Annotated in this window: 14 protein-coding genes; 6 read left to right on the top strand and 8 right to left on the bottom strand. The window is 70.9% G+C overall.

Annotation, left to right across the window (positions count from 1 at the left end):
- Window positions 1–101: 101 nt before the first annotated feature.
- Window positions 102–1,187: a phosphatase PAP2 family protein gene (locus ACFYL6_RS14990; protein WP_387171419.1), complete on the bottom strand. Its 1,086-nt coding sequence runs from the start codon at window positions 1,185–1,187 to the stop codon at window positions 102–104.
- Between the two features lie 127 nt (window positions 1,188–1,314).
- Between ACFYL6_RS14990 and ACFYL6_RS14985 the strand changes: the two genes are divergently transcribed.
- Together ACFYL6_RS14985 and ACFYL6_RS14980 are read left to right on the top strand one after the other, a co-directional pair.
- Window positions 1,315–1,719 (top strand): thioesterase family protein, encoded by a 405-nt coding sequence (locus ACFYL6_RS14985; RefSeq protein ID WP_387171417.1) that lies wholly within the window; start codon window positions 1,315–1,317, stop codon window positions 1,717–1,719.
- Window positions 1,716–2,546, top strand: a complete 831-nt coding sequence (locus ACFYL6_RS14980; RefSeq protein WP_091403816.1) for an MBL fold metallo-hydrolase — start codon at window positions 1,716–1,718, stop codon at window positions 2,544–2,546. Before ACFYL6_RS14985 ends, ACFYL6_RS14980 begins: the two co-directional genes overlap by 4 nt.
- Before the next feature lie 128 nt (window positions 2,547–2,674).
- Here the strand turns inward: ACFYL6_RS14980 and ACFYL6_RS14975 are convergent, their stop codons facing one another.
- Window positions 2,675–3,610 carry a carbohydrate kinase gene (locus ACFYL6_RS14975; protein WP_387171415.1) on the bottom strand — a complete coding sequence of 312 codons (936 nt, stop codon included), beginning with the start codon at window positions 3,608–3,610 and terminating at the stop codon, window positions 2,675–2,677.
- Window positions 3,611–3,723: 113 nt separating this feature from the next.
- Window positions 3,724–4,944 (bottom strand): XdhC family protein, encoded by a 1,221-nt coding sequence (locus ACFYL6_RS14970; protein WP_387171414.1) that lies wholly within the window; start codon window positions 4,942–4,944, stop codon window positions 3,724–3,726.
- 351 nt (window positions 4,945–5,295) lie between these two features.
- On the opposite strand from ACFYL6_RS14970, the gene ACFYL6_RS14965 reads away from it, so the two are divergent.
- Window positions 5,296–6,411 (top strand): lytic polysaccharide monooxygenase, encoded by a 1,116-nt coding sequence (locus ACFYL6_RS14965; RefSeq protein WP_387171412.1) that lies wholly within the window; start codon window positions 5,296–5,298, stop codon window positions 6,409–6,411.
- A gap of 119 nt (window positions 6,412–6,530) precedes the next feature.
- Here the strand turns inward: ACFYL6_RS14965 and asnB are convergent, their stop codons facing one another.
- A complete protein-coding gene (gene asnB, locus ACFYL6_RS14960) occupies window positions 6,531–8,492 on the bottom strand; it encodes an asparagine synthase (glutamine-hydrolyzing) (protein WP_091405235.1) in 1,962 nt (653 codons plus the stop codon).
- 131 nt (window positions 8,493–8,623) lie between these two features.
- On the opposite strand from asnB, the gene ACFYL6_RS14955 reads away from it, so the two are divergent.
- From ACFYL6_RS14955 to ACFYL6_RS14945, 3 genes are all read left to right on the top strand, one after another.
- Window positions 8,624–10,105: an aminopeptidase P family protein gene (locus tag ACFYL6_RS14955; protein WP_387171410.1), complete on the top strand. Its 1,482-nt coding sequence runs from the start codon at window positions 8,624–8,626 to the stop codon at window positions 10,103–10,105.
- Window positions 10,106–10,959: 854 nt separating this feature from the next.
- On the top strand, window positions 10,960–12,888 hold the full coding sequence (locus ACFYL6_RS14950; RefSeq protein ID WP_387171408.1) for a hypothetical protein: 1,929 nt from the start codon (window positions 10,960–10,962) through the stop codon (window positions 12,886–12,888).
- 293 nt (window positions 12,889–13,181) lie between these two features.
- A complete protein-coding gene (locus tag ACFYL6_RS14945; protein ID WP_387171406.1) occupies window positions 13,182–14,834 on the top strand; it encodes a hypothetical protein in 1,653 nt (550 codons plus the stop codon).
- Between the two features lie 80 nt (window positions 14,835–14,914).
- Here ACFYL6_RS14945 and pulA read toward each other — a convergent pair whose 3' ends face one another.
- The 4 genes from pulA to ACFYL6_RS14925 form a co-directional block, all read right to left on the bottom strand.
- Window positions 14,915–20,410 carry a pullulanase-type alpha-1,6-glucosidase gene (gene pulA / locus ACFYL6_RS14940; RefSeq protein WP_387171404.1) on the bottom strand — a complete coding sequence of 1,832 codons (5,496 nt, stop codon included), beginning with the start codon at window positions 20,408–20,410 and terminating at the stop codon, window positions 14,915–14,917.
- Between the two features lie 110 nt (window positions 20,411–20,520).
- A complete protein-coding gene (locus tag ACFYL6_RS14935) occupies window positions 20,521–21,216 on the bottom strand; it encodes a cellulose binding domain-containing protein (protein WP_387171402.1) in 696 nt (231 codons plus the stop codon).
- Between the two features lie 100 nt (window positions 21,217–21,316).
- On the bottom strand, window positions 21,317–21,997 hold the full coding sequence (locus ACFYL6_RS14930) for a hypothetical protein (RefSeq protein WP_387171400.1): 681 nt from the start codon (window positions 21,995–21,997) through the stop codon (window positions 21,317–21,319).
- A gap of 97 nt (window positions 21,998–22,094) precedes the next feature.
- Window positions 22,095–22,484 (bottom strand): hypothetical protein, encoded by a 390-nt coding sequence (locus ACFYL6_RS14925; RefSeq protein ID WP_238658501.1) that lies wholly within the window; start codon window positions 22,482–22,484, stop codon window positions 22,095–22,097.
- Window positions 22,485–22,514 lie beyond the last annotated feature (30 nt).

Below are 22,514 nucleotides of genomic sequence, written 5' to 3'. Positions count from 1 at the left end.
CCCGACACGCCGCGCGGGAGGGCAATAACTTCATGATCAACGGACCGGGAGCCCTGGGGTCGGACCGAGAGGGGCCGGGGGGGGGTAGGGGCGGGTGGGGGTTAGTGGTCGGCGGGGACTGCGGGGTGGGTGGTGGTGTCTGGGCCGCGTGGTGTTGGGGGCTCGGGTTGGCCGGGCGGGGGGTCGGTGGGGTCGGTGGGCTGCTCCGTGGGCCGGTCCGGCTTGACGCGCGGGTGACGGGCGCGCCAGGCCGCCCAGCCGCGCTCCGCCAGACCGACCACCAGGAAGGTCAGCCCCACGTACGCCCAGCCGACCAACACGTCGATCACGTAGTGCTCACCCGAGTAGACCAGGGTGAAGGTCATCGCCAGCGGGTACGCGAGCAGCAGCGGCCACCAGCGACGACGGGTGGCGGTCAGGAAGAACAGCACCACGAACAACGCCCACGCGGTGTGCAGCGACGGCATCGCGGCGACCGGGTTGGAGGCGATCTGGCCGGCGTTGAGGACGTTGCCGGCGCCGTGCATGCCGAACGCCTTCCAACCTCGCGTCGAGATCCGGGCGACCTCGGTAAGCAGGCCGTTCTGCGCCGCCCACCAGGGCGGGGCGGCCGGGTAGATGAAGTAGGTGACCAGGCCGGCCGCGCAGAGGAAACCCCAGCGCCGCATGTACGCGGCCCAGCGGTGCCGGTCGCGCAGCCAGAGCACCGCGGCGGCGGTCAGCGCCACCACGAAGTGGGAGAAGTACACCCAGCTCGCCGCGACATCCCACCAGTGCACCTGCGGGTGGTAGAGGTGCTGCTGCAACCAGACGGTGGGCACCTCACCGCCGGTGGCCCAACCGAACATGAACCGGTCGGCGACGATCAGCTCCATCGCGTGCGGCGTGGCCCCGTTGTCGGCGAAGCCGCGCGAGAGGTTGTACACCACGAACAGCAGCACCACCGGCACCCAGTCCCGGGCGAAACGCAGGTGGCTGCGCCAGGGCCGTTCGCTGTTCCAGGCGATGGTCGCCAACCAGATCCAGACGAAGGCGTACGCCGGGTCGGTGGGCAGGCCGATGGCCAGCCACGCGGCGACGAAGGCGACCGCCCAGACGGTCATGGCGACGACGCGCCGACGACCCCCGTCCGGGGACGCGGGCGGGTCGGTCCGGGCGGGGGGCTGGGGGTCAGTCACGACGGCCATCGGGGTCAAGGTTAACGACGGGTACGGCATAGACCGACGGGGACCACCCGTTGGTCGTCGGGGGTGGGTGCGCCGGGATCGCCGGGCGCGTGCTCGACGGGTCCAGCGAGCACCTAGGCTGACGACCATGCAGGAGCAGCCCGAGCCGGCCTTCGCGCCGGGTCTGACCGCCCAGGTCGAGTTGACCGTCACCGACGCGGACACCGCCCAGGCGGTCGGTTCCGGGGACGTACCGGTGCTGGGCACTCCCCGGGTGCTGGCGCTGGCCGAGGCGGCCACCGTCGCGGCGACGGCGACCGGGATGCCACCCGGTTCGACGACCGTGGGCACCTGGGTCGAGTTGGAGCACCTGGCGCCGACCGTGGTCGGCCGGACGGTCCGCGCGCAGGCGCTGCTGGCGACCGTCGACGGTCGCCGGCTGTCGTTCGAGGTCACCGTCAGCGACGGTGACCAGACGGTGGCCCGGGGCCGGGTGGACCGGATCCTGGTCGACCGGGGACGCTTCGTCGAGCGCGCCGGGCGGGCGTCGTGAACGCCGGCTTCGTCGAGGTCGCCGACCGGGTGCACGTGCTGGCCGAGCCGCTGCTGCGGGTCAACGTCACCCTGGTCGTCGGCGACGACGAGGCGCTGCTGGTGGACACGCTCTCCTCGGCCGCCCAGGCCACCGAGCTGGCCGCGGCCGTCCGGGCGGTCACCGACCGTCCGTTGACGCTTGTCAACACCCACCACCACTACGACCACTGCTTCGGCAACGCGGTCCTGGCCGGCGACCCACCCCGCCCGGTGTACGCGCACGAACTGGCCGCCACCGCCCTGCGCGAGGAGCCGGAGCGGCTGCGCCGGGAGGCGTACGAGGAGTTGCGCACGGAGCACCCGGCGCTCGCCGCCGAGCTGGCCGACACCCCGTTGCTCGCTCCGACGCACACCGTGCACGTCGAGACGGTCCTCGACCTGGGCGGCCGGCGGGTGCTGCTGCGCCACCCGGGGCGGGGGCACACCGAGGCCGATCTGGTGGTGCACGTGCCGGACGCCGACGTGCTGGTCGCCGGCGACCTGGTGGAGCAGAGCGGCCCGCCCGCCTTCGAGGACTCGTACCCCCTGCAGTGGCCGGACGCGGTCGCGGACCTGCTGCGGCTCACCACCGCGCGCACGGTGGTCATCCCGGGCCACGGCGACCCGGTGGACGTCGACTTCGTCCGGGCCCAGCACGCGGAGTTGGCGAAGCTGGCCTGGCTGATCCGGGCCGCGCACACCGGCAGCGCCCCTCCGGAGCGGGTGGCCGCGGAGGCCCCCTTCGGCGCCCGCCCCGCCCTGGTCGCCGCCCACCGCGGCTACCTGGAACTGACCGGCACGGCCTGACCCACCCGGCCCCCACCCCCACCCCTGCCGCGATCTTGCACTTTGTGCGGGACCAAAGGTGAGCAAAGCGGACCAAACGTCGACCGAAAGTGCAAGATCGGCGCAGGAGGCGGGGCGCGGGGCGGGGGTTAGGTGTTGAAGCGTTTTTGTACGGCGGCGCGGGTGGGCATGGCGGTGGCGCCGCCCGGGGATTCGCAGACCAGGCCGGCCACCCGCAGAGCGAAGGCCACCCGGTCGGTCCAGCCGGACGGGCCCTCCGGTTCGCCGTCGACGAGCAGGTCGGCGATCAGCGCGGCCATCACCGAGTCACCCGCGCCGGTGGCGTCGATCGCGTCGACCTTGGGGGCCGGCACCCGGACCGGGTCGGCGTCGGCGGCGGCCAGCACCGCACCGGCCGCGCCGAGCGTCACCACCACCGTGGCCGCCCCCAACTCACGCAGGTACGCCGCCACTCCCTCGACCGGCTCACCGGGATAGAGCAGCACGGCGTCGGCGGCGCTCAGCTTGACCAGGTGCGCGCCGGCGGCGAACTCGGCCACCACCTCGCGCAGCCCTTCCAGCGCGGCCGGCCCGTTCAGCAGCCGGGGCCGTACGTTCGGGTCGAAGACCCGCAGGCCGGTGGCGAGCGACCAGGCACGTCGGGCGGCGGCCAGCGTGTCGGGTCGGAGCAGCACGATCGAGCCGCAGTAGAGCACGTCGGCACCCTCCAGCAGCGCCAGGTCCAGATCGTCGGGGCCGAGCAGTCCATAGGAGGCCGGCTCGCCGTAGAAACGGAAGTCCGGCTCCGGCCCGGCGTACGTGACCACCGCGAGCGTGGTCGGCGCCGGGACCGTGATCGCACCGGCCACCCCGACGTCGGCCGCGGTGAGGAAGGCGCGGATCCGGCCGCCGAGCGCGTCGTCACCGAGCGAGCCGACGAACTGTGCCGCGGCGCCGAGTCGGGCCACCCCGACGGCGACGTTGAGCGGCCCGCCGCCGATGGCCTGCCGATAGACCCGCTCCCCGTCGAGTTCGCTGTCGAGCAGGTCGACGAGCGCTTCGCCGAGCACCACCGCGTATCCCATGCCGATCCCCTCTTCGTCGCCACCGGCCGCCGCTCGCCGAGCCGATCGCCGTGGCACCAGGCTGGCACAGCGCACGGCCCGATGGGCGCCGAAGGCCCCGCACCGACGCGCGACTACCCCGGCTGGTGGATCGGCCCGTCGAGCGCCGCGAGGGGGCGGCCGGTGCCTCCCCACCGGGCCACGACGATCTGTGCGGCCACACTCACGGCGGTCTCCTCAGGGGTACGACCACCGAGATCCAACCCGATCGGGGAGGCGAGCCGGGCGAGTTGCGCCGGGCCGAGCCCCGCCTCGCTCAGCAGCTTGTGTCGCTCGTCGTGGGTGCGCCGTGAGCCCATCGCGCCGACGTACGCCAGCGGGTGGCGCAGCGCCAACTCCAGCAACGGCACGTCGAACTTCGGGTCGTGGGTGAGCACGCACACCACCGTCCGCTCGTCGAGCCGACCGGCCGCCAACTCCGTTCGCAGGTAGTGGTGCGGCCACTGCACCACCACCTCGTCCGCCTCGGGGAAGCGGTGCGCGGTGGCGAAGACCGGCCGGGCGTCGCAGACGGTGACCCGGTAGCCGAGGAACGCGCCGATCCGGGCGACCGCGGCGGCGAAGTCGATCGCCCCGAAGACGATCATCCGGGGCGGGGTGGCGTACGTGGTCACGAAGAGGCTGACGCCGCGGCCCCGGCGCTGCCCGTGGTACCCGTACCGGAGCATCCCGCTGCGTCCGGCGGCGAGCAGCCCGAGGGCGTCGGCGCTGGCGGCGTCGTCGAGCCGGTCGTCGCCGAGCGAACCGACGGACCGCTGGCCGGTCAGCACAAGCCGCCGGCCAAGCCTCCGGGCCGGGTCGGCTGCCGGGCCGTCGTGAACGTCGGCGGGTCGGTCGTCGGCGTCGGCGGGTGGGGTGTCGGCGTCGGCGGGTGGGGTGTCGGCGGGTGGGTCGTTGGCGTCGGCGGCCACGCAGGTGACGATTGCCGCCGGGTGGCCACTGCGGCGGGCGGCGGCGACCGCGTCCAACGCCGGTAGGGCGTTCGCGTCGACCCGCTCCACGAACACGTCGAGGATGCCGCCGCAGGTCAGGCCCACGGTGTACGCGTCGTCGTCGCTGATCCCGTAGCGGCGCAGCTCGGGTCGGCCGGTGTCGAGCACACGGCGGGCCCGCTCGTAGAGATCCGCCTCGACACAGCCGCCGGAAACGCTGCCGATGACCGTGCCGTCGGCCGCGACCACCATGGCGGCGCCGGGCGGCTGCGGGGCGGAGTGCCAGGTGGCCACGACGGTGGCCAGCGCGATCGGCTCGCCGTCGCGGCACCGGCGGTGCACCTCGTCGAACACGTCCGGCACCGCGGCCGCCTCTCCGTCCCGCTCCCCGTACGCAGGATATGGGCGTCCGACGGCGACCGGCGGGTCTTCTCATGCATCGAGGAACACCTATTGCGCTCGGCCGTGCGGCATGGTGGGATGACGCGTACCGGGCGGTGCGAGGGCTGCGGCGCCGCCGGTTGCCGGGTTGGTTAGACGCGAGGGCACCGGTCCAGGACAGGACCGTCGACGGCGCACGTCCACCGGCTGTTGTCCGCCGGGGCACGTCACCGTGCTCGTCGCACCGCTCACGACAGCGGGGCGATCAGGCCACATCCCACCCGATTGCGGCGAGGCGGCTCAGACAGCGCGCCTCGCGAGTCAGGAGAACCCGTGAATCGTTCCCGTACGGCCGCGTTGCTCACCGCGGCCGTGACCATCGCGCTGGGCGCTGTCGCCCTGGCGTCCAATCCGCAGCCGGCCGCCGCGCACGGCGCGGCGATGACGCCGGGCAGCCGCACCTACCTGTGCTGGCAGGACGGCCGCAGCCAGACCGGTGAGATCAGGCCGAACAACCCCGCGTGCTCCGCCGCCGTGGCGCAGAGCGGGGCGAACTCGCTGTACAACTGGTTCAGCGTGCTGCGCTCCGACGCTGGCGGCCGGACCACCGGCTTCATCCCGGACGGGCAACTGTGCAGCGGCGGCAACACCGGTTTCCGCGGCTACGACCTGCCCCGCACCGACTGGCCACTGACCCACCTGACCGCCGGGGCGCGGTTGGACTTCAAGTACAGCAACTGGGCGCACCACCCGGGCACGTTCTACTTCTACGTGACGAAGAACAGCTGGAGCCCGACCCGGGCCCTGGCCTGGAGTGACCTGGAGGAGCCGTTCCTGACGGTGACCAACCCGCCGCAGCGCGGCTCGGTCGGCAGCAACGACGGGCACTACTACTTCAGCGGCAACCTGCCGTCGGGCAAGAGTGGCCGGCACATCATCTACTCCCGCTGGGTCCGATCGGACTCGCAGGAGAACTTCTTCGGCTGCTCCGACGTGACCTTCGACGGCGGCAACGGCCAGGTCACCGGCGTGGGTCCGGGTGGCACGCCGACCGACCCGCCGCCCACCACCCCGCCGCCGACCACCCCGCCGCCCACCGACCCGCCGCCCACGACCCCGCCGCCGACCACCCCGCCGCCGGCCGGCGGTGACTGCATGGCCGCTTACAAGGTGAGCAGCACCTGGCAGGGCGGCTTCCAGGGCGAGGTCACGATCATGAACCACGGCAGTACGCCGTTCGCCGGCTGGACCGCGAGCTGGACCTGGCCCAACGGGCAGTCGATCAGTCAGATCTGGGGTGCCACCCAGACGTCGTCCGGCTCGACGGTGACGGCGACAAACGTCGCCTACAACGGCACGGTCGCACCGGAGGGCACCGCAACGTTCGGCTTCCTGGCCAGCAGCTCAGGAACCAACGGACTCCCCACAGTCACCTGCGCCCGCCGCTAACCAACACCTGAAGTGATCACCACCACCTGAAATGATCAAGAGGTTTGCGTCACCGGAACCGCTCCGGATGACGCAAACCTCTTGATCAACAGGTTGGGGACCGGGTCAACGGGGCCGGGTCAGCGGACCATGGAACCGACGACCGGCTTCGTGAGCAACGCGGACTGGTTGCGCTGGATGCCCGGGTCGAGCGTCTTGGCCACGAAGATCGCGTGCCAGATGCAGAAGATCAGCACCGTCCACACCTTGCGGGAGTGGTCGGCCTCCTCCCGCTTGTGCTCGTCGAGCAGCCGCAGCGCGTACGACAGGTCGAGCAGGTCCCCCGCACCCGAGGTGCTGAGCACGTGCCGGGCCCACTCGTACATCTCGCCGCGCAGCCAGACCCGGGTGGGGGTCGGGAAGCCCAGCTTCTTGCGGTTGACGATGGCCGGCGGTACGACACCCTGCAACGCCTGACGCATCGCGTACTTGGTCGCGTCGGAGCGCGGCGGCAGCTTCAGGTCGACCGGGATCTTCGCCGCGACGTCGAAGACCTCACGGTCGAGGAACGGCACCCGCACCTCAAGCGAGTGCGACATCGAGATCCGGTCGGCCTTGACCAGGATGTCGCCGCGCAGCCAGGTGTAGAGGTCGACGTACTGCATCTTGGTGACGTCGTCCAGCTCTGTGCACTCGGCATAGATCGGGGCCGTGACATCGGTGTAGCGCACCGAGGGGTCGTAGCGGCGCATCAGGTGCTGCTTCTCCTCCTCGGTGAACATCCGGGCGTTGCCGTAGTAGCGCTCCTCGATCGGGGTGGTGCCGCGCTCCAGGAAGCTCTTGCCCTTGACCCCCTGCGGGATCGCCTTGGAGACCGCGCGCAGCCCCTTCTGGACACCGCCGGGCAGGCCGTTGACGGTGCCCAGCGACAACGGCTCCCGGTAGATCGTGTAGCCGCCGAAGAACTCGTCGGCGCCCTCACCGGAGAGCACCACAGTGACGTGCTCGGCGGCCTTCTTGGCCACGAAGTAGAGCGGCACCAGCGCCGGGTCGGCCACCGGGTCGTCCAGGTGCCAGACGATCTTCGGCAGCGCGTCGATCATGTCCTGCGGACCGATCTTGGTGGGGATCGTCGTGACGTCGAGGTGCCGGGCCGAGTCCTGGGCGACATCGATCTCCGAGTAACCCGGCACGTCGTAGCCGACGGTGAAGGTGAGGATGTTCGGGTTGAACTCCCGCGCCAGTGCCACCACCGCGGTGGAGTCGATGCCGCTGGACAGGAACGAGCCGACCGGCACGTCGGAGCGCATGTGCATGCGCACGCTCTCCCGCAGCGTCTCGCGGATCTCGTGGTAGAGCTTCTGCTCGTCGTCGACCGGCGCCGGCCGGAACACCGGCCGGTACCACCGGCGTACGTCGATCCGGCCGCCCGGGGTCCAGTTCAGGTACTCCCCGGAGCCGATCCGGCTGATGCCCTTGTGCAGGGTGCCGGGCTCGGGAACGTACTGCAGGGTCAGGTAGTGGCTCAGGTTGGCCGTGTCGACGCCCGCGTCGCCCTGGTAGTTGCTGTGCGCGAACGGCAGCAGCGCCTTCTTCTCCGAGGCCAGGTAGAGGCCGTCGGCGGTCTCCAGGTAGTGCATCGGCTTGATGCCGAAGTAGTCGCGGGCACCGAACGCCCGGCGCTCCTGCCGGTCCCAGATGACGAAGGCGAACATGCCCCGCAGCCGGGTGAGCACCTGCTCACCCCAGAAGTGGTAGCCCGCGACGATCACTTCGCCGTCACCGGCGGTGGCGAACTGGGCGCCGAAGTTTCTGATCAACTCCTCGCGCAGCTCGATGTAGTTGTAGATCTCGCCGTTGAAGGTCAGCAGGTAACGGCCGTTCGCGTAGGGCAGTGGCTCGTGGCTCGACGCGACGTCGATGATGGCCAGCCGCTTGTGGGCGAACACGCCGTCCGCGTACCGGCCGGAGGCGTCGCCGACCACCTCGACCCCGGTCTCGTCGGGGCCGCGGTGGTGCAGGCATTCCAACGCTCCGGCGATGTGGTCGCGATGCGCGGCGGCGTTGCCGTTCGCGCTGAAGAAGGCCAGAAGTCCGCACATGGTGGCCATCTTTCCACGCGCGCTGTCGGCCCTTGCAGCCGTCCGTCGATCCACCCGATCACAGGGGGCGTTACCGCCAACCGGGCGCGCGGTACCGTCGGGAACAGCAACGAAGCGGAGGGAGCGGCGCAATGACCGAGGGACGCACCGACGGTACGCCGACGGACGGTACGGAATCGCACGATCCGGACTTCCCGGAGGCGTTCCTGTCCTTCATGCGGCAGGGCTGGCGCGACACCGCGCTTCCCGTGACGCCCCGCCCGGAGACACCCAACTACGCCAAGCGGCGGGCGGCTCTCTCGGCGGCCTTCCCCGGGGAGACGCTGGTGATCCCCACCGGCACCGAGAAGGTCCGGGCCAACGACACCGACTACCCGTTCCGGCCGGGCAGCGACTTCGCCTACCTGACCGGCGACCACGACGCCGACAGCGTGCTGGTGCTGCGCCCGAACGGCTCGGGGCACGACGCGACGCTGTACATGCGGCCCCGGTCCTCTCGGGAGACCGACGAGTTCTTCCGCAGCCGCAACGGCGAGCTGTGGGTGGGCCGGCGGCACACCCTCGGCGAGAAGTCGACCGAGCTGGGCCTGCCCACCGCCGACCTGACCGGCCTGGAGGCGACGCTCGCCGACCTGGCTCCGGGGCGTACCCGGGTGTTGCGCGGTTTCGACGCCCAGGTGGACGCGGCCGTCCGCCCCTACGACGGGCCCCGCGTCGAGGGCCAGCCGGCCCGGGACCGGGAGCTGGCGATCGCCATCTCGGAGATGAAGCTGGTCAAGGACGAGTGGGAGATCGGCCAACTCCAGGACGCGATCGACGCCACCGTACGCGGCTTCGAGGACGTGGCCCGGATCCTGCCGGCCGACCGGGCGGTCTCCGAGCGGCTGCTGGAGGGCGTCTTCGCGCTGCGGGCCCGCCACGACGGCAACGACGTCGGGTACAGCTCGATCGTCGGCGCCGGCGAGCACGCCACGATCCTGCACTGGGTGCACAACCACGGCGCCACCCGACCGGGTGACCTCCTGCTGATGGACATGGGTGTCGAGGGCCACAACCTCTACACCGCCGACGTGACCCGGGTCCTGCCGGTGAGCGGCCGGTTCACCGCGCTCCAGCGCCAGGTCTACGACATCGTGTACGCCTCGCAGCAGGCCGGCATCGAGGCCATCCGCCCCGGGGTGAAGTTCAAGGACGTCCACCTGACCTGCATGCGGGTGCTCGCCGAGGGTCTGGCCGAGCTGGGTCTGCTGCCGGTGAGCGTGGACGAGGCGATGGACGAGAAGTCGACCGTCTACCGGCGGTGGACGCTGCACGGCTTCGGCCACATGCTCGGCATCGACGTGCACGACTGCTCCAACGCCCGCAAGGAGACCTACCGCGACGGCGCGCTGGGCGAGGGCTACGTGCTCACCGTCGAGCCCGGTCTGTACTTCCAGCCGGAGGACGAGCTGGTCCCCGCCGAACTGCGCGGCGTGGGCATCCGGATCGAGGACGACGTGCTGGTCACGGCGACCGGCGCGGTCAACCTGTCGGCCGGGCTGCCCCGCACCTCCGACGAGGTGGAGACCTGGCTGGCCGAGCAGCGCGAAGCCGGCCCACGCCTGCCCGGCTAACCCGCCTGCCCTGCTAAACCGGCTGCCCTGCTAAACCGGCTGCCCCGCTAACCGCCTGCCTCTCGCCCGGGGCCGGCGGGTCAAGCCCCGCCCCTGGCCGGCCCGGCCCTCGTTGAGGTCCGGCGGCCAGGGGCCTCGGCCGTGATCCACTCGGTTTCCGGGAAGTCGCGCTGTCCCCGCCACACCGACACCGCGCTGTCCGGGAAACCGAGTGGATCACGCCCGGAGGGCAACCACCGATCGGTGTCTGCCCACCCCAACGGCCACTCCATCGCGGTGCGACGCGATGCCGTCCCCGACGTGCGGTCCGCGGCACCCTTCGGCCTACGCCCGCCCGACCCAGCCGCACTTCGGCCCACGTCCGCCCGACCCAGCCGCACTTCGGCCCACGCCTGCCCGACCCAGCCGCCCTCCGGCCCGGCCCAGGCCCGCCCAGCCCTCGCTGGGGCTGGCGTCCACGGACCCCTGTCGTGATCCACTCGGCTTTCATGAAGTCGCGCTGTTCCCGCCGCACGGACACCGCGCTTTCCAGAAAACCGAGTGGATCACGCCCGGAGGGCGAGCAACGTTCGGCGATGTCGGCAAGGCGATGCCTTCGACGGAGCGAGACGAGGTTGGCTGCCCCAGCGGCGCCGTCCGTCGGTGTTTGTGCTGCTCGGGCCCTTTCGGTCAGCCCGAGCCGGTTGCCCGCCCTCACCTGACCTGCGCCGAATGCGTGGTTATCTCGGATACGTCCGCATCGCGAAGATGGTTCTCATACGGTGAGGATCAGTGGCTACAACCCATTTGTAGCTGGTCGTGGCGCCTCGGGCGGTGCGATCCCGTCTGGTAGCAGGAAAGGGCGGAAGGCTCTGATGTCCAACGACGTAACGAGTACCGACGGCGGGGCCTCGACAGCTCCGCCAACACGGCGAAGGCGGGCGCTCTGGGTCGCCGGTGTGGCCGGGCTGACCGGCGTGGTCGGCCTGGCGGCCCTCGGCGGCGTCGCCGCTCGGAACGACAAGCCAAAGTCCGACCAGGTGTCCGACGCGCAACCGTCGACCAACCGGCAGAGCGTCAGCGACGACGGCGGCGCGGACAAGAACGGCGCCAAGGACGACGCCAAGGACGACGGCGGTCAGGACGACGAGTGGAGCGGCGGCGACTGGAGCGGCTTCGACGAGCAGTCCGGCAGGGAGAGCAAGGACGGCAAGAGCGGCAAGAGTGGTGAGGACGGCAAGGACGGCAAGGACGACAAGGACGACAAGCACGACGAGAAGGACCGCACCAAGCAGGTCCCGTGCGACTCCGACAAGCTGATCCAGGCGATCACCTTCGCCAACAACGAGGACGGCGGAGTGCTGGAGCTGGCCAAGGGCTGCACCTACACCCTGACTCGCAACCAGGACGGCAACGGCCTCCCGGTGATCACCGAGCACATCACCCTCAAGGGTGAGCACACCACCATCGGCCGCGAGGCCACCGCCGACTACTTCCGCATCCTCAATGTCGGCGCCGGCGGGCAGCTCACCGTCAAGGGCCTGAGCATCAGGGGTGGCCAGACCCTTCAGTCCTCGATGACCGCTGACCCGGCGACGGTCTGGGCGCCGTACTCGGCCCCGGTCCGCTCGACCGTGGCCAAGCCGTCGGCCGCGGCGGCGCCTGGCGCCAAGCCGGCAACCACGGCCGCACCCGGCGCCAAGCCGGCGGCAGCGGCGAAGCCCGCAGCGACCGCCGCCAAGCCGGCCGCGAAGGCCGCCGCCAAGGCAGCGCCAGCCAAGGCAGCGCCCGCCAAGGCTGCGGCGGCAGTCACCAAGGCCGCACCGACGGCCGCAAAGGCCGCCAAGGCCGCCACAACGACGGCCGCCAAGCCGGTAGCCGCGGCGGCGAAGCCGGCGGGTGCCGGTACGGCGGTGGTGCCGCTGGTCGAGCAGCCTGGGTTCACCGACGGCGCCGGGGTGCTGGTGCAGCCCGGTGGGCGCGCGGAGATCCTGGACAGCGAGTTGCTCTACAACCAGTCCGGCGGCAACGGCGGCGGGCTGGCCAACTTCGGCAGCGCCCGGCTCAGCAAGACGACGGTCGCCCACAACACCGCCTTCTTCTTCGGCGGCGGCATCTTCAACGCGGGGGTGCTCCAGGTCGACGAATCGAAGATCAAGGACAACACCGGGATCATCGGCGGCGGTGGCATCTCCAACGGTGCTGCGGAGATCTTCACCGACGACGTCGACGGCGGCTCGGCCTGGGTCTACAAGAGCGAGGTCACCGACAACGAGACGCTCGGCTTCGGCGGCGGCGTCCTGGACGTCGAGGGCACCACGACGTTGCACCAGACGACAGTCAGCGACAACACCGCGCTACTCGACGGTGGTGGCGTCGCGGTGGCCGACAGCCAGCTCACCCTCAAGGACGCCACGGTGGCCAAGAACAGCGCCGCTCGCGACGGCGGCGGCCTGGCCGTGACCTCCGACAGCGTCGCGACGATCGAGAACAGCAGGATCAAGGACAACACCGCCGGCTTCTCCGGCGGCGGCCTCTTCAACGACGACAGCGTCACCACGCTGCGCGACAGCGAGGTGGTGGGCAACCGGGCCGTCGGTCCGTTCGGCCGTGGCGGCGGCATCGTCAACGGCGAGGGGAGCGAGGTCACGCTCCACCGGACGAAGGTGGCGCACAACTTCTCCACCCTTTCGCCGGGCGGCATCTTCAACAGCATCGGCGGCACCGTGACGCTGGACGACGAGTCCGCCGTCACTGCCAACCGCCCGGACAACTGCTTCAACGTTACGGACTGCTTCGCCTGATCGGGTGGGGCTGAACCACATAGAAGAGGCGCGCCCCTCCGAGCCGTGACCGGCTCGGAGGGGCGTACCCATTTGGGCAGGTCACGGGCTTGCAGGCCGGCTTGGGTGGCGGCGTGTCGGTCCGGGCCCCGCTGGGGGCAACATGAACCGAATGTGGGCTTCTCTCGGATAAGCCCGCGAGGCGAGGAACCTTCTCATACGGTGGTTTTGGGAGCTACAACCGATTTGTAGCAGGGGACACCCGTCTGACGGCGGCGACCCTGTCTGGTACGAGGAGAGGGCAGAGAGCTCCGATGTCCAACTACCTAACGAACAACGAAGCCTCCGGGCGGGCGACGGCCAAGCGCCGCCGCAAGCTCTGGCTCGCCAGTGGCGTGGCCGGTTTGACGGGCGTGATCAGTCTCGCGGCGGTGGGCGTCGCGGGCAGCGCCGGAGCGGTCGGCCTGAACTGGAACACCGCGCAGGTCAGCAAGGACGGTGACCAGCGGGGTGACGAGGCGCGCGACCGGGACAAGGACGAGGACCGGAACAAGGACCGGGACAAGAACAACGACAAGGACAAGGACAAGAACGACGAGCGCGGGAAGGAGGTGCCCTGCGACACCGACAAGCTGATTCAGGCGATCGTGTTCGCCAACAACAAGCACGGCGGTGTGCTGGAGCTGGCCAAGGGCTGCACCTACAACCTGACCCGCAACGACTACGAGGGCAACGGCCTGCCGGTGATCACCGAGCGGATCACGCTCAAGGGTGAGCACACCACAATCTCTCGGGAAGCCACGGCGGACTACTTCCGCATCCTCAACGTCGGCGCCGGTGGTCACCTCACGATCAAGGGCCTGACCATCAAGGGTGGCCAGACCCTGGAGCGGTACAACAGCGTCGAGCCGGCGGCCGTCTGGGCGTCGTACTCGGACTCCGAGGCGATCGCCGCCCAGGTGAAGGCGGGCACCCCGTTGGCCCAGGCGCTCACCGCGCGGCAGGCCAACCCGAAGGCGGGCCTGAAGGCCGCGCCGAAGGTCACCCCGAAGGCCACGCCGGGCGTCGTCACGCCGCTCGTGGAGTACCCGGAGGCCACCGACGGCGCCGGCATCCTGGTCCAGCCGGGTGGCACCGCCGAGATCCTGGAGTCCGAGGTCGTCCTGAACCAGGCGGGCGGCAACGGTGGTGGCGTGGCCAACTTCGGCACCACGAAGATCTGGCACAGCACCGTCACCCGTAACACCGCCTTCTTCTTCGGTGGCGGTGTCTTCAACGCCGGCCTGCTCAAGGTCGAGGAGTCGAAGATCAGTGACAACACCGCCGTCATCGGTGGTGGCGGTATCTCCAACGGCGCCGCGCGGATCTTCACCGACGACGTCGACGGCGGAACGGTCGAGCTCAAGAAGGCCGAGATCACCGACAACGAGACGCTGGGCTTCGGTGGCGGCTACCTCGACATCGAGGGCAACACCACGGCGTACGAGACCAAGTTCGTCTCGAACACCGCGGTTCTCGCCGGCGGCGGTATCGCTGCGGCGGACAGCCAGCTGAACCTGCACAACGCCACGATCGAGAAGAACAGCACCGCCGGCGTCGGTGGTGGTGTGGCCATCGCCTTCGACAGCGTGGCCACGTTCGAGAAGAGCAGCATCAAGGACAACACCGCCGGCTTCTTCGGCGGCGGGCTCTTCAACGTCGGCAGCGTCACCACGCTGCGCGACAGCGAGGTCGTCGGCAACCGGGCCATCGGCCCGATCGGGGTCGGCGGCGGCATCTTCAACATCTTCGGCGAGGTCAACCTGTCGAAGACGAAGGTCGCCCACAACTTCTCCACCTTCGAGCCGGGCGGTGTCTTCAGCTTCTACGGAGACGTGAACGTGGACGACAAGTCCGCCATCACCGCGAACCGTCCGACCAACTGCCTGGCCATCCCGGGCGGCACCATCGAGAACTGCTTCGCCTGATCACCCTTCGGGTGACGAGATAGCAGAGCACCAACGAACCGGCCCCCTTCCGCGAGACGCGGAAGGGGGCCGGTTTCACATCACCTCTGGACGAAGACCGCCACGCTGCGCGCCGGTACGGTGAACGTGCCGGCCGCCCGGTCGAACGAGGCGGTACGCAGCACCGGGTCGGCCGAGTCGACAAGCACCGGGTGCAGTGCCACGTCCGCTCCGCGCAGTCCGGTCACCGTCTGGCTGGCCGCCGACGGGCTCCCGTTGAAGACGACGGTCACCGACTTCCACGGCCCGCCCAGCCCCCGGGCGTCCAGGGTCATGGTCAGCACCCCCGGCGTCTCCTGCGCGCCGGACAGCGGGAACGCGACCCGCTGCTGCACCTGTTCGGCGGTGGCCAGCCCGAACACCGGCGACGACGCCCGGATGCGCAGCAACTCGGCGTACCGGGCGTCGGTGGTGTTGATCGCCGCGCAGTCCGGCACCAGCGCCGGGTCAGCCAGCAGCGGCTTCGCGTACGACCACTTGTCCTCGTTGTCGGGCGCGGGTGGCAGACCGGCGCCGAACCCGTTGCCCCGTTCACAGCCCCAGCGGATCTGGTTGAACCAGTCACCGGAGTTGTACGAGTTGCGGTCCAGCGACTTCGACCGCAGCCGTTCCGTGCCGGCGGTGACGAACCCGGTGCCCTGCCCGAGCACCACCGTGCCCAGCGCCAGCACCTGCATCCGGGAGCGGTCCGCTGCCGTGGTGGCCTGCGGCAGTTTGTACGCCAACGCGTCGTACAGGATCTCGTTGTCGTGTGCGTCGGCGTAGGTGACGGCCTCCCCCGGCGCGGCGGTGTAGCCGGCCGGGGAGCCGTTGTAGTCCACCTGCGCCCCGGTGACCTCACGCCCGGCGGTGTCGGTGAACCGGTAGCCGCGCAGGTTGCCGGTGAGCCCCACCTTGATCAGGTCGTGGGCGTGCAGCAGCCGGGCCTTCTGCTCGGCCGGCGACCCGTTGACCGCGTCGCCGTTCGGGTCGGTGTAGAGCCCGGAGGCGAAACCCTGCACCCGTGGGTTGGCGTCGAAGGGTCCGCCGCCGCGCACCGCGTCGCGCAGCCGGTCGTTGAAGGTGCCGATGCCGGTGCCGGCCATGTTGGCCTGGGTGGCCTGGACGAAACGGGCGTCGTTGGCGACCTCGCCGAAGTTCCAGCCCTCGCCGTAGAGCATGATCGCCTTGCCGTCCACGCCGTCGTGGGCGACGGTGAGCCGGTCCAGGGCCGTGCGGACGGCCAGGATGTTCGCCTTCGGGTGGTGGCCCATCAGGTCGAAGCGGAAGCCGTCCACCTTGTACTGCCGGGCCCAGGTCACCAGCGAGTCGACCACCAGCTTGCCCATCATGGCGTGTTCGGGAGCGGTGTTGGCGCAGCAGGTGGAGTTGGCCACCGTGCCGTCCTCCAGCAGCCGGTGGTAGTAGCCGGGCACGATCTGGTCGAGCACCGACTTCGCGTCGGTGCCGGCCGCCGAGGTGTGGTTGTAGACAACGTCCATGACCACCCGCAGCCCGGCGTCGTTCGCCCCGGCGACCATCCCCCGGAACTCGGTGGTCCGCGCCGCGCCGACGGGGTCGACGGCGTAACCGCCCTCGGGCACGGTGTAGTGCAGCGGGTCGTACCCCCAGTTGTAGCCGTCGGTCTCGGCGACCGCCGCCACGCACTTCTGCTGCTCGGCGGAGTCTGGTGGAAGCGCCGCCAGGTCGCAGGCGGGCTGGCGTTGGTCGGCCCGCTTCTCGGGGATCGTCGCGAAGTCGAACACCGGCAGCAGGTGCAGGTGGGTGACCCCGGCGTCGCCGAGCGCCCGCAGGTGGGTCATGCCGGCGGTCTTCGGGTCGGTGAACGCGAGGAACGTCCCCCGCCGCTCGGCCGGCACGCTGTCGTCGGCGATGGAGAAGTCCCGCACGGACAGCTCGGTGATCTGCGCCTTCGCGGCCGGCACCGGTGCCGGTTTGCGCAGCGTGCGCCACCCGGGAGGGGCCAGCGCCGCGTCGTTCAGGTCGACGAGTTGGCTGTGCGTGGAGTCCGCGGCGAGGGCCACCGAGTACGGGTCGGTGACCGACGCGGTGACCATCTGCTGCGTCGCCGGCTGCCACGCCAGCACCTCGTACCGGTAGAACGTGCCGGTCCAGGTGTGGTCGCCGCGCACCGACCAGACGCCGGTGCGGTCGTCGCGGCGCATCGGCACCGCCTTCGGCGCGGCGGTGGGCGAGTCGAACAGTTGCAGGCGCACGCTGCGGGCGGTCGGCGCCCACAGCGCGAGGCTCGGCGTCCGGCCCGCGAACGTGGGCCCGAGGGTGGCGTCGCTCGCCCGGGCGTACACGTCGTCGAGCACGCCGGGGATCTGCACGCCGGTCGCGGCGAGCAGCGCACCCTCGGCGTCGCGCTCGGTGACCAGCAACTGCCCCCGCAGCGCCGCCGGGACCTTGGCCAGGTCCGCGCGGTCCAGGGCGAAGCTACGGTACGACCACAGGTGCGGGAACTTGTCGCGTTGGGCCTCGGTGAGCCCGTTGCGTTGCGCCCGCAGCGGCAGCGTGGTGTACGTGCCGGTCAGCTCGCCGTCGACCACGCTGACCCCGCCGTCGGGTGCGGCGACCAGCGCGTACGTCTTGCCGTCGGTCGGCGGTGTCTGCCACGCCACGGTGGACCTGTCGATCCAGTGCGCCTTCTGCTTGCTGATGTCGGTGTCCCCGCTGGCGGTGGTGGCCGTCGACGGCAGCAGGCGACCCGGCGTGGCCGCGAGCAACCACACCTCCCGGCCGGCGCTGGCAAAGTCGAGCCGCTGGTCGTCGGGCAGGTCCTTGGTGTCGCCCTGGTGGATGATGTAGTTAAGGCCGGTGGCGCCGGCCGCCAGCGGCACCCGGAACACCGCCCCGAACGCGTCGGTCCTTGTCGGCTTCAGCGGCGCGGACCACTCGGTCGGGTTGGCGGCGCCGTCCCACACGTGCAGGCCCCAGCCGTCGTAGTTGCCGTCGGCCCGCCGGTAGTGGAGCACCGCGGTGCCCTCCTCGACCGGCGGGTCCGGCTCACCGGTGGCCGCCTGCCGGCTCGGGTAGATCGCCGGGTCGCCCTGCTTGAGCCAGATCTCGCCGGTCTGGGTGACGTCGATGCTGCGGTCCTGGGCGACGTCCTTGGTGCCGTTGGCGTCGACCACCAGGAAGTTCACCGACGTCGCGCCCGGCTTGAGTTTCACCCAGGCGAACCGGCCGTAGGAGTCCTCACCGGCGAACGGCTGCCCCTTCGGCCACTCGGTGACGTACGCCGGGTCGATGTCCCCCCAGGCGTACAACCCCCAGTCGTCGTACCCCCCGGCGGGGCGCTGGTAGTGCACCACCGCCCACTCCCGGGAACTGCCCTGCGCCGGGGTGCCCACCACCGCTGTGGACCGGGCGGTGGCGGTACGGCCCCGGCCGTCGCGGACCACCGCCTTGTACTCGATCCGGGTACCGCCGGCCAGGCCGGTCAGGTCGTGCTGCACGGTGTACGGGGCGTGGTCGGCGCTGCCCAGCAGCGTCCACCGCCCGCCGGCGACCCGGGCCGCGACGGTGACGGTGGCCAGCGGATCGCCGGTCACCCGGGCACTGACCGCCGCCCGGGTGGCGACCGGCGCGTCCGGAGCCGGGCTGGTGATGGTGATGGTCGGCTTGTCGGCCGCCGGCGCGATGGGGCTGCCGGCCCGGTACACCGCCGCCGACAGCGGCGGCACGGTGAGGGTCAACTCGCCGTCACCGCCGGCCTGTGCGTCGCCCGAGCCGCCGTAGATGCCGGTGAAGGTGGCGCCGGCCGACCAGGTGTCCACGGTGACAGTCTGCGCGGTGTCGGCGTTGTTCACGGCCACCACGTACTCGGTGCGGTCGGCCGGGGCGATCCGGGAGACGGCGAAGACGCCGGGCCCGTCGTCCGCGTACCGGGTGACCTGCACACCGTCGCGCAGTGCCGGGTGGGCCTGGCGCAGTCGGCCCAGGTCGGCGATGGTCCGGTACAGCGGGTGGGTCGGGTCGAACTGGTCGCTGGCGTGGGTGCGGTCGGTGCCGAGCAGGTCGTCGTCGAGGTAGTCGGGAACCTTCGACGCGAACATGTCCTGGCGGGCGTCCTTGTCCCCGCCCGGGCCGGTGAAGCCCTGTTCGTCGCCGGAGTAGACCACCGGCTGGCCTCGGGTCAGGAACATCAACTGGTGGGCGAGTTGGTCGCGACGAAGGTGGCTGGCCGGGTCGCTGCCACCAGCGGCGATGAACGAACCGATCCGGCCCATGTCGTGGTTGCCGAGGAAGGTGGTCAACCGGCCGGCGTCGGTGTCCCGGGCCGCGTAGAGGTCGTCGCGGGCGTACACGTCGGCGAGCGCCTTCGCGGAGCCGGCGCCGGCGGTGAAGCCCCGCGCGGCCTCCTGGAAGGCGAAGTCGAGGGTGGCCGGCAGGCCACCCTGGCGTACGTAGCTGGAGCTGATCTCCGGGTCGGCGCTGTACACCTCGCCGAACATGAAGAAGTCCTTCTTGCCGGCCTTCTCGGCGGCCCGCTCGATGCCCTGGCTGAACTGCGGCCAGAAGTCCATGTTGACGTGCTTCACCGTGTCCAGTCGGAACCCGTCGACGCCGGTCGCGCCGATCCAGTCCCCGTACGCCTTGGTCAGCCCGCGGACGACCTCGGGACGCTCGGTCCACAGGTCGTCGAGGCCGAAGAAGTCGCCGTACTCGCTGTTTTCTCCGGCGAAGGTGGAGTCACCCCGGTTGTGGTACATGGTGGCGTCGTTCAGCCAGGCCGGGACCTTGACGCTGGCGTCCTTCGGCTCGGCGAACGTCGGCGTGTACGGGAAGGACTCCCGGTTGACCGGCGGGAACGCCCGGCTGCCGTCGGCGTAGTTGCGGTCCTCGAACGCCCGGCCCTGCGCGTCGGTGTACGGCGAGGTCGCCTTGTCCACGTACGCGTACTTGTCCTCGGCGTACTTGATGACGTCGGCGGTGTGGTTGACGATCACATCGAGGTAGATCTTGATGCCGCGCTGGTGGGCGAGCTTGACCAGCCGCTTCATCTCCTCCATGGTGCCGAAGTGCGGGTCCACCTGGGTGAAGTCGGTGATCCAGTAGCCGTGGTAGCCGGCCGAGACGTCGTTGCCGGCGCCCTGCACCGGCCGGTTCTTGAAGATCGGGGCGAGCCAGATGGCCGTGGTGCCCATCCCCTGGATGTAGTCCAGCTTGTCGATGACGCCCTTGAGGTCGCCGCCGTGGTAGAAGCCCTTGTCGGTCGGGTCCAGGCCGGTCCGCAGCCGGTCGCCGGTGAGACCACCCCGGTCGTTGCGGGGGTCTCCGTTGGCGAACCGGTCCGGCAGGACGAAGTAGAACTGCTCGGCTCGGGCGGAGTTGCCGCCGGCCTTCAGCAGCGCATCGGCGGTGGGTTCGGCACGCCACTGGGTCGAGCCGCCGACCGAGAGCGCGGCACGATCGGACGACCGGGGGTCCGCGGCCGCGGGATGCACGGCGACCGGAGCGCCGACGAGCGTGACGGTGAGCAGGGAGGCAAGGGTCAGCAGGGCGGTACGCGGTATCGGCGGGGGTTTCATCGACGCCTTCCTCTGGTCGCTGATTGGCCGCACGCTAACCCTTGCCGAAACATTCTGCAATACCTTGCAAACATGGTCGCAACAAAGCAGCATCCTTGCGGAAGCGCCGGTCAGAACCCGTTGCAGCGCGCCCCGTCCACCGTGCACTCCCGTGGCGTGTGGGATGCCCGCTCCATGTGGAACCGCAACGACACCGAACCACCGGGTGACACGTCGACCCCGCTGACGTACGTGAAGCCGTCGTCGCTCTCCCGGACCGTCCCCTGTGGGACGCCCTCCACCCAGGCGGTCACCAACCGTCCACCGGAGAACTCCAACCGCACCGTCCAACCCCGGCTCTGGGCGGACGTGTTGACCATCGCCACCTCGCCGATGAAACCCCCGTCGAAGCTCTGCACCACCCGGTACCGCCCGGTCATCGCTGGCTGCCCCTGCCCCGCCCGACTCGGCGACCGGGTCGCCGTCGCCCTCCCGGTCGGACTGACCGTCGGGTGGGCCGAGGGTGAACCGGACCCGGCCGCGGGGCTCGGCGGCAACCCACTCGCACGCCCGGACAACCCCGGCAGCACCGGCGCCGGAGACGGCACAGACGTCGGCACGCTCGGCGCCGCCACCGCCGTCGGCACCGGCAGCGCCGGCGGTTGCGCGCCGTCCGGCGCCGGACTACGTCCCCGGTACGCGCCCAGGGCCACGAAGAGCAGGACCACCATCACGACGACACCGGCGCCCACCACGATCCAGGGCGACGTTGCGATCGCGACCGGACCGTGCGGCGGGCGCGGAGCGCGGCGGCGCATGCCGGACATGTACCTCCTTCAGCCGACCGTCCGCGCAGCGTAACGATCGACGGCCCGGGCCGGAAAGCCTTGGCGGCGCAGCGCCGCCGTGCCACCCACCGGCTCCAACTCAGCCGATCCGGCAGTCGACCCCGTTGATCGTGCAGCTGAGCGGTCGCTGCGCCGAGTCACCCCAGCCGACGCGCAGCCGCAGCGTCCGAGAGTCACCCGCATCCAGCGAACGGGTGCCCCGCACCACGAACTTCCCGTCCCCGCGCCCCCATACCGAGATGCCCGAGTCATCACCCACTCGCAGAGACCACGTGTCGTCGTCGAACGCCAACTCCACCTGCCAGTCGATCGATTGACTCGACTCGTTGGCGATCGACAGCTCCGCCACGTCCCCGTCCCAGCCATTCGTACCGACCTGGTACCGGGCGCTGACCGGGTCGTCCGCCGGTGCCGGCGGCGCCACCAGGACGCTCGTCCGCCCCGGAGTCGGAGATCCCGTCACGGTCGCCCGCGGCGACGGCGTCCGACTACTGCGCGACGGTCGCGGCGACATCGAGCGGCGTTCCACAGCGGCCGGCGTCGGCCCACCGGTGGCCGACGCGGCGGCCGGCACGGTCGGCAGGAACGCCGGAGGCGCGGCCTGCGGCGGGGCATCCCGCTCCCTGGTCCGGAACGACAACAGCGCGATCACCAGGAGCACCACCAGCGCGCACACACCGAGCAGCACCACGATCCACGGCACCGACGCCAACACCCGCGCCGCCCGCGAAGCTGCCGCACCGTCCGGCCGTACCGCCATCAGGTCTCCCCTCGTCCCCACCGACGCGACAGCGTAGCCAGCGCCGCACGGACCGGAAACCGGGCGGGTACGGATCGGACCGACCGGGCCCGGTCGGTCAGCCCGTCCGGACGACCGTGCAGATCAGTGGTCCGTCATCCGAGATACGCAGCAGATAGCGGTACCGCTCCCCCGGCACCGCCTGCCCCTGACTGTCCAGGAACTCCCACTCCACCGCCACCATCGTCAACAGCGCGGAGACCGGCTGCACGTCCTCGATGCGGGCATGGGCCGCGACCAACTCCCGGTCCTGGTAGTCGGGCGCGGCGCCCACGAAGGACAGCGCCACCGCCGCCGCGGATGTGAACGAGAAGCTGTAGGTGTCGGCCACCACCAACCCGGGCAGCGCGTAACAGCCGGCGATGGCCGGCAGATCGCCGGAGGTCAACGCCACGCCGTACCGGTCGAAGAAGTCGGCCAACGTGTCAAGATCCGTGGAGGCGTTCACGGTCACAGCAATTGCCGGTCACCGCCCAGG

The sequence above is a fragment of the Micromonospora sp. NPDC007208 genome (genome assembly GCF_042869175.1).
Classification (GTDB): Bacteria; Actinomycetota; Actinomycetes; order Mycobacteriales; family Micromonosporaceae; genus Micromonospora; species Micromonospora foliorum.
Note: the sequence above shows the minus strand (reverse complement) of the source record. Positions and strands in the feature narration are given on the sequence as shown.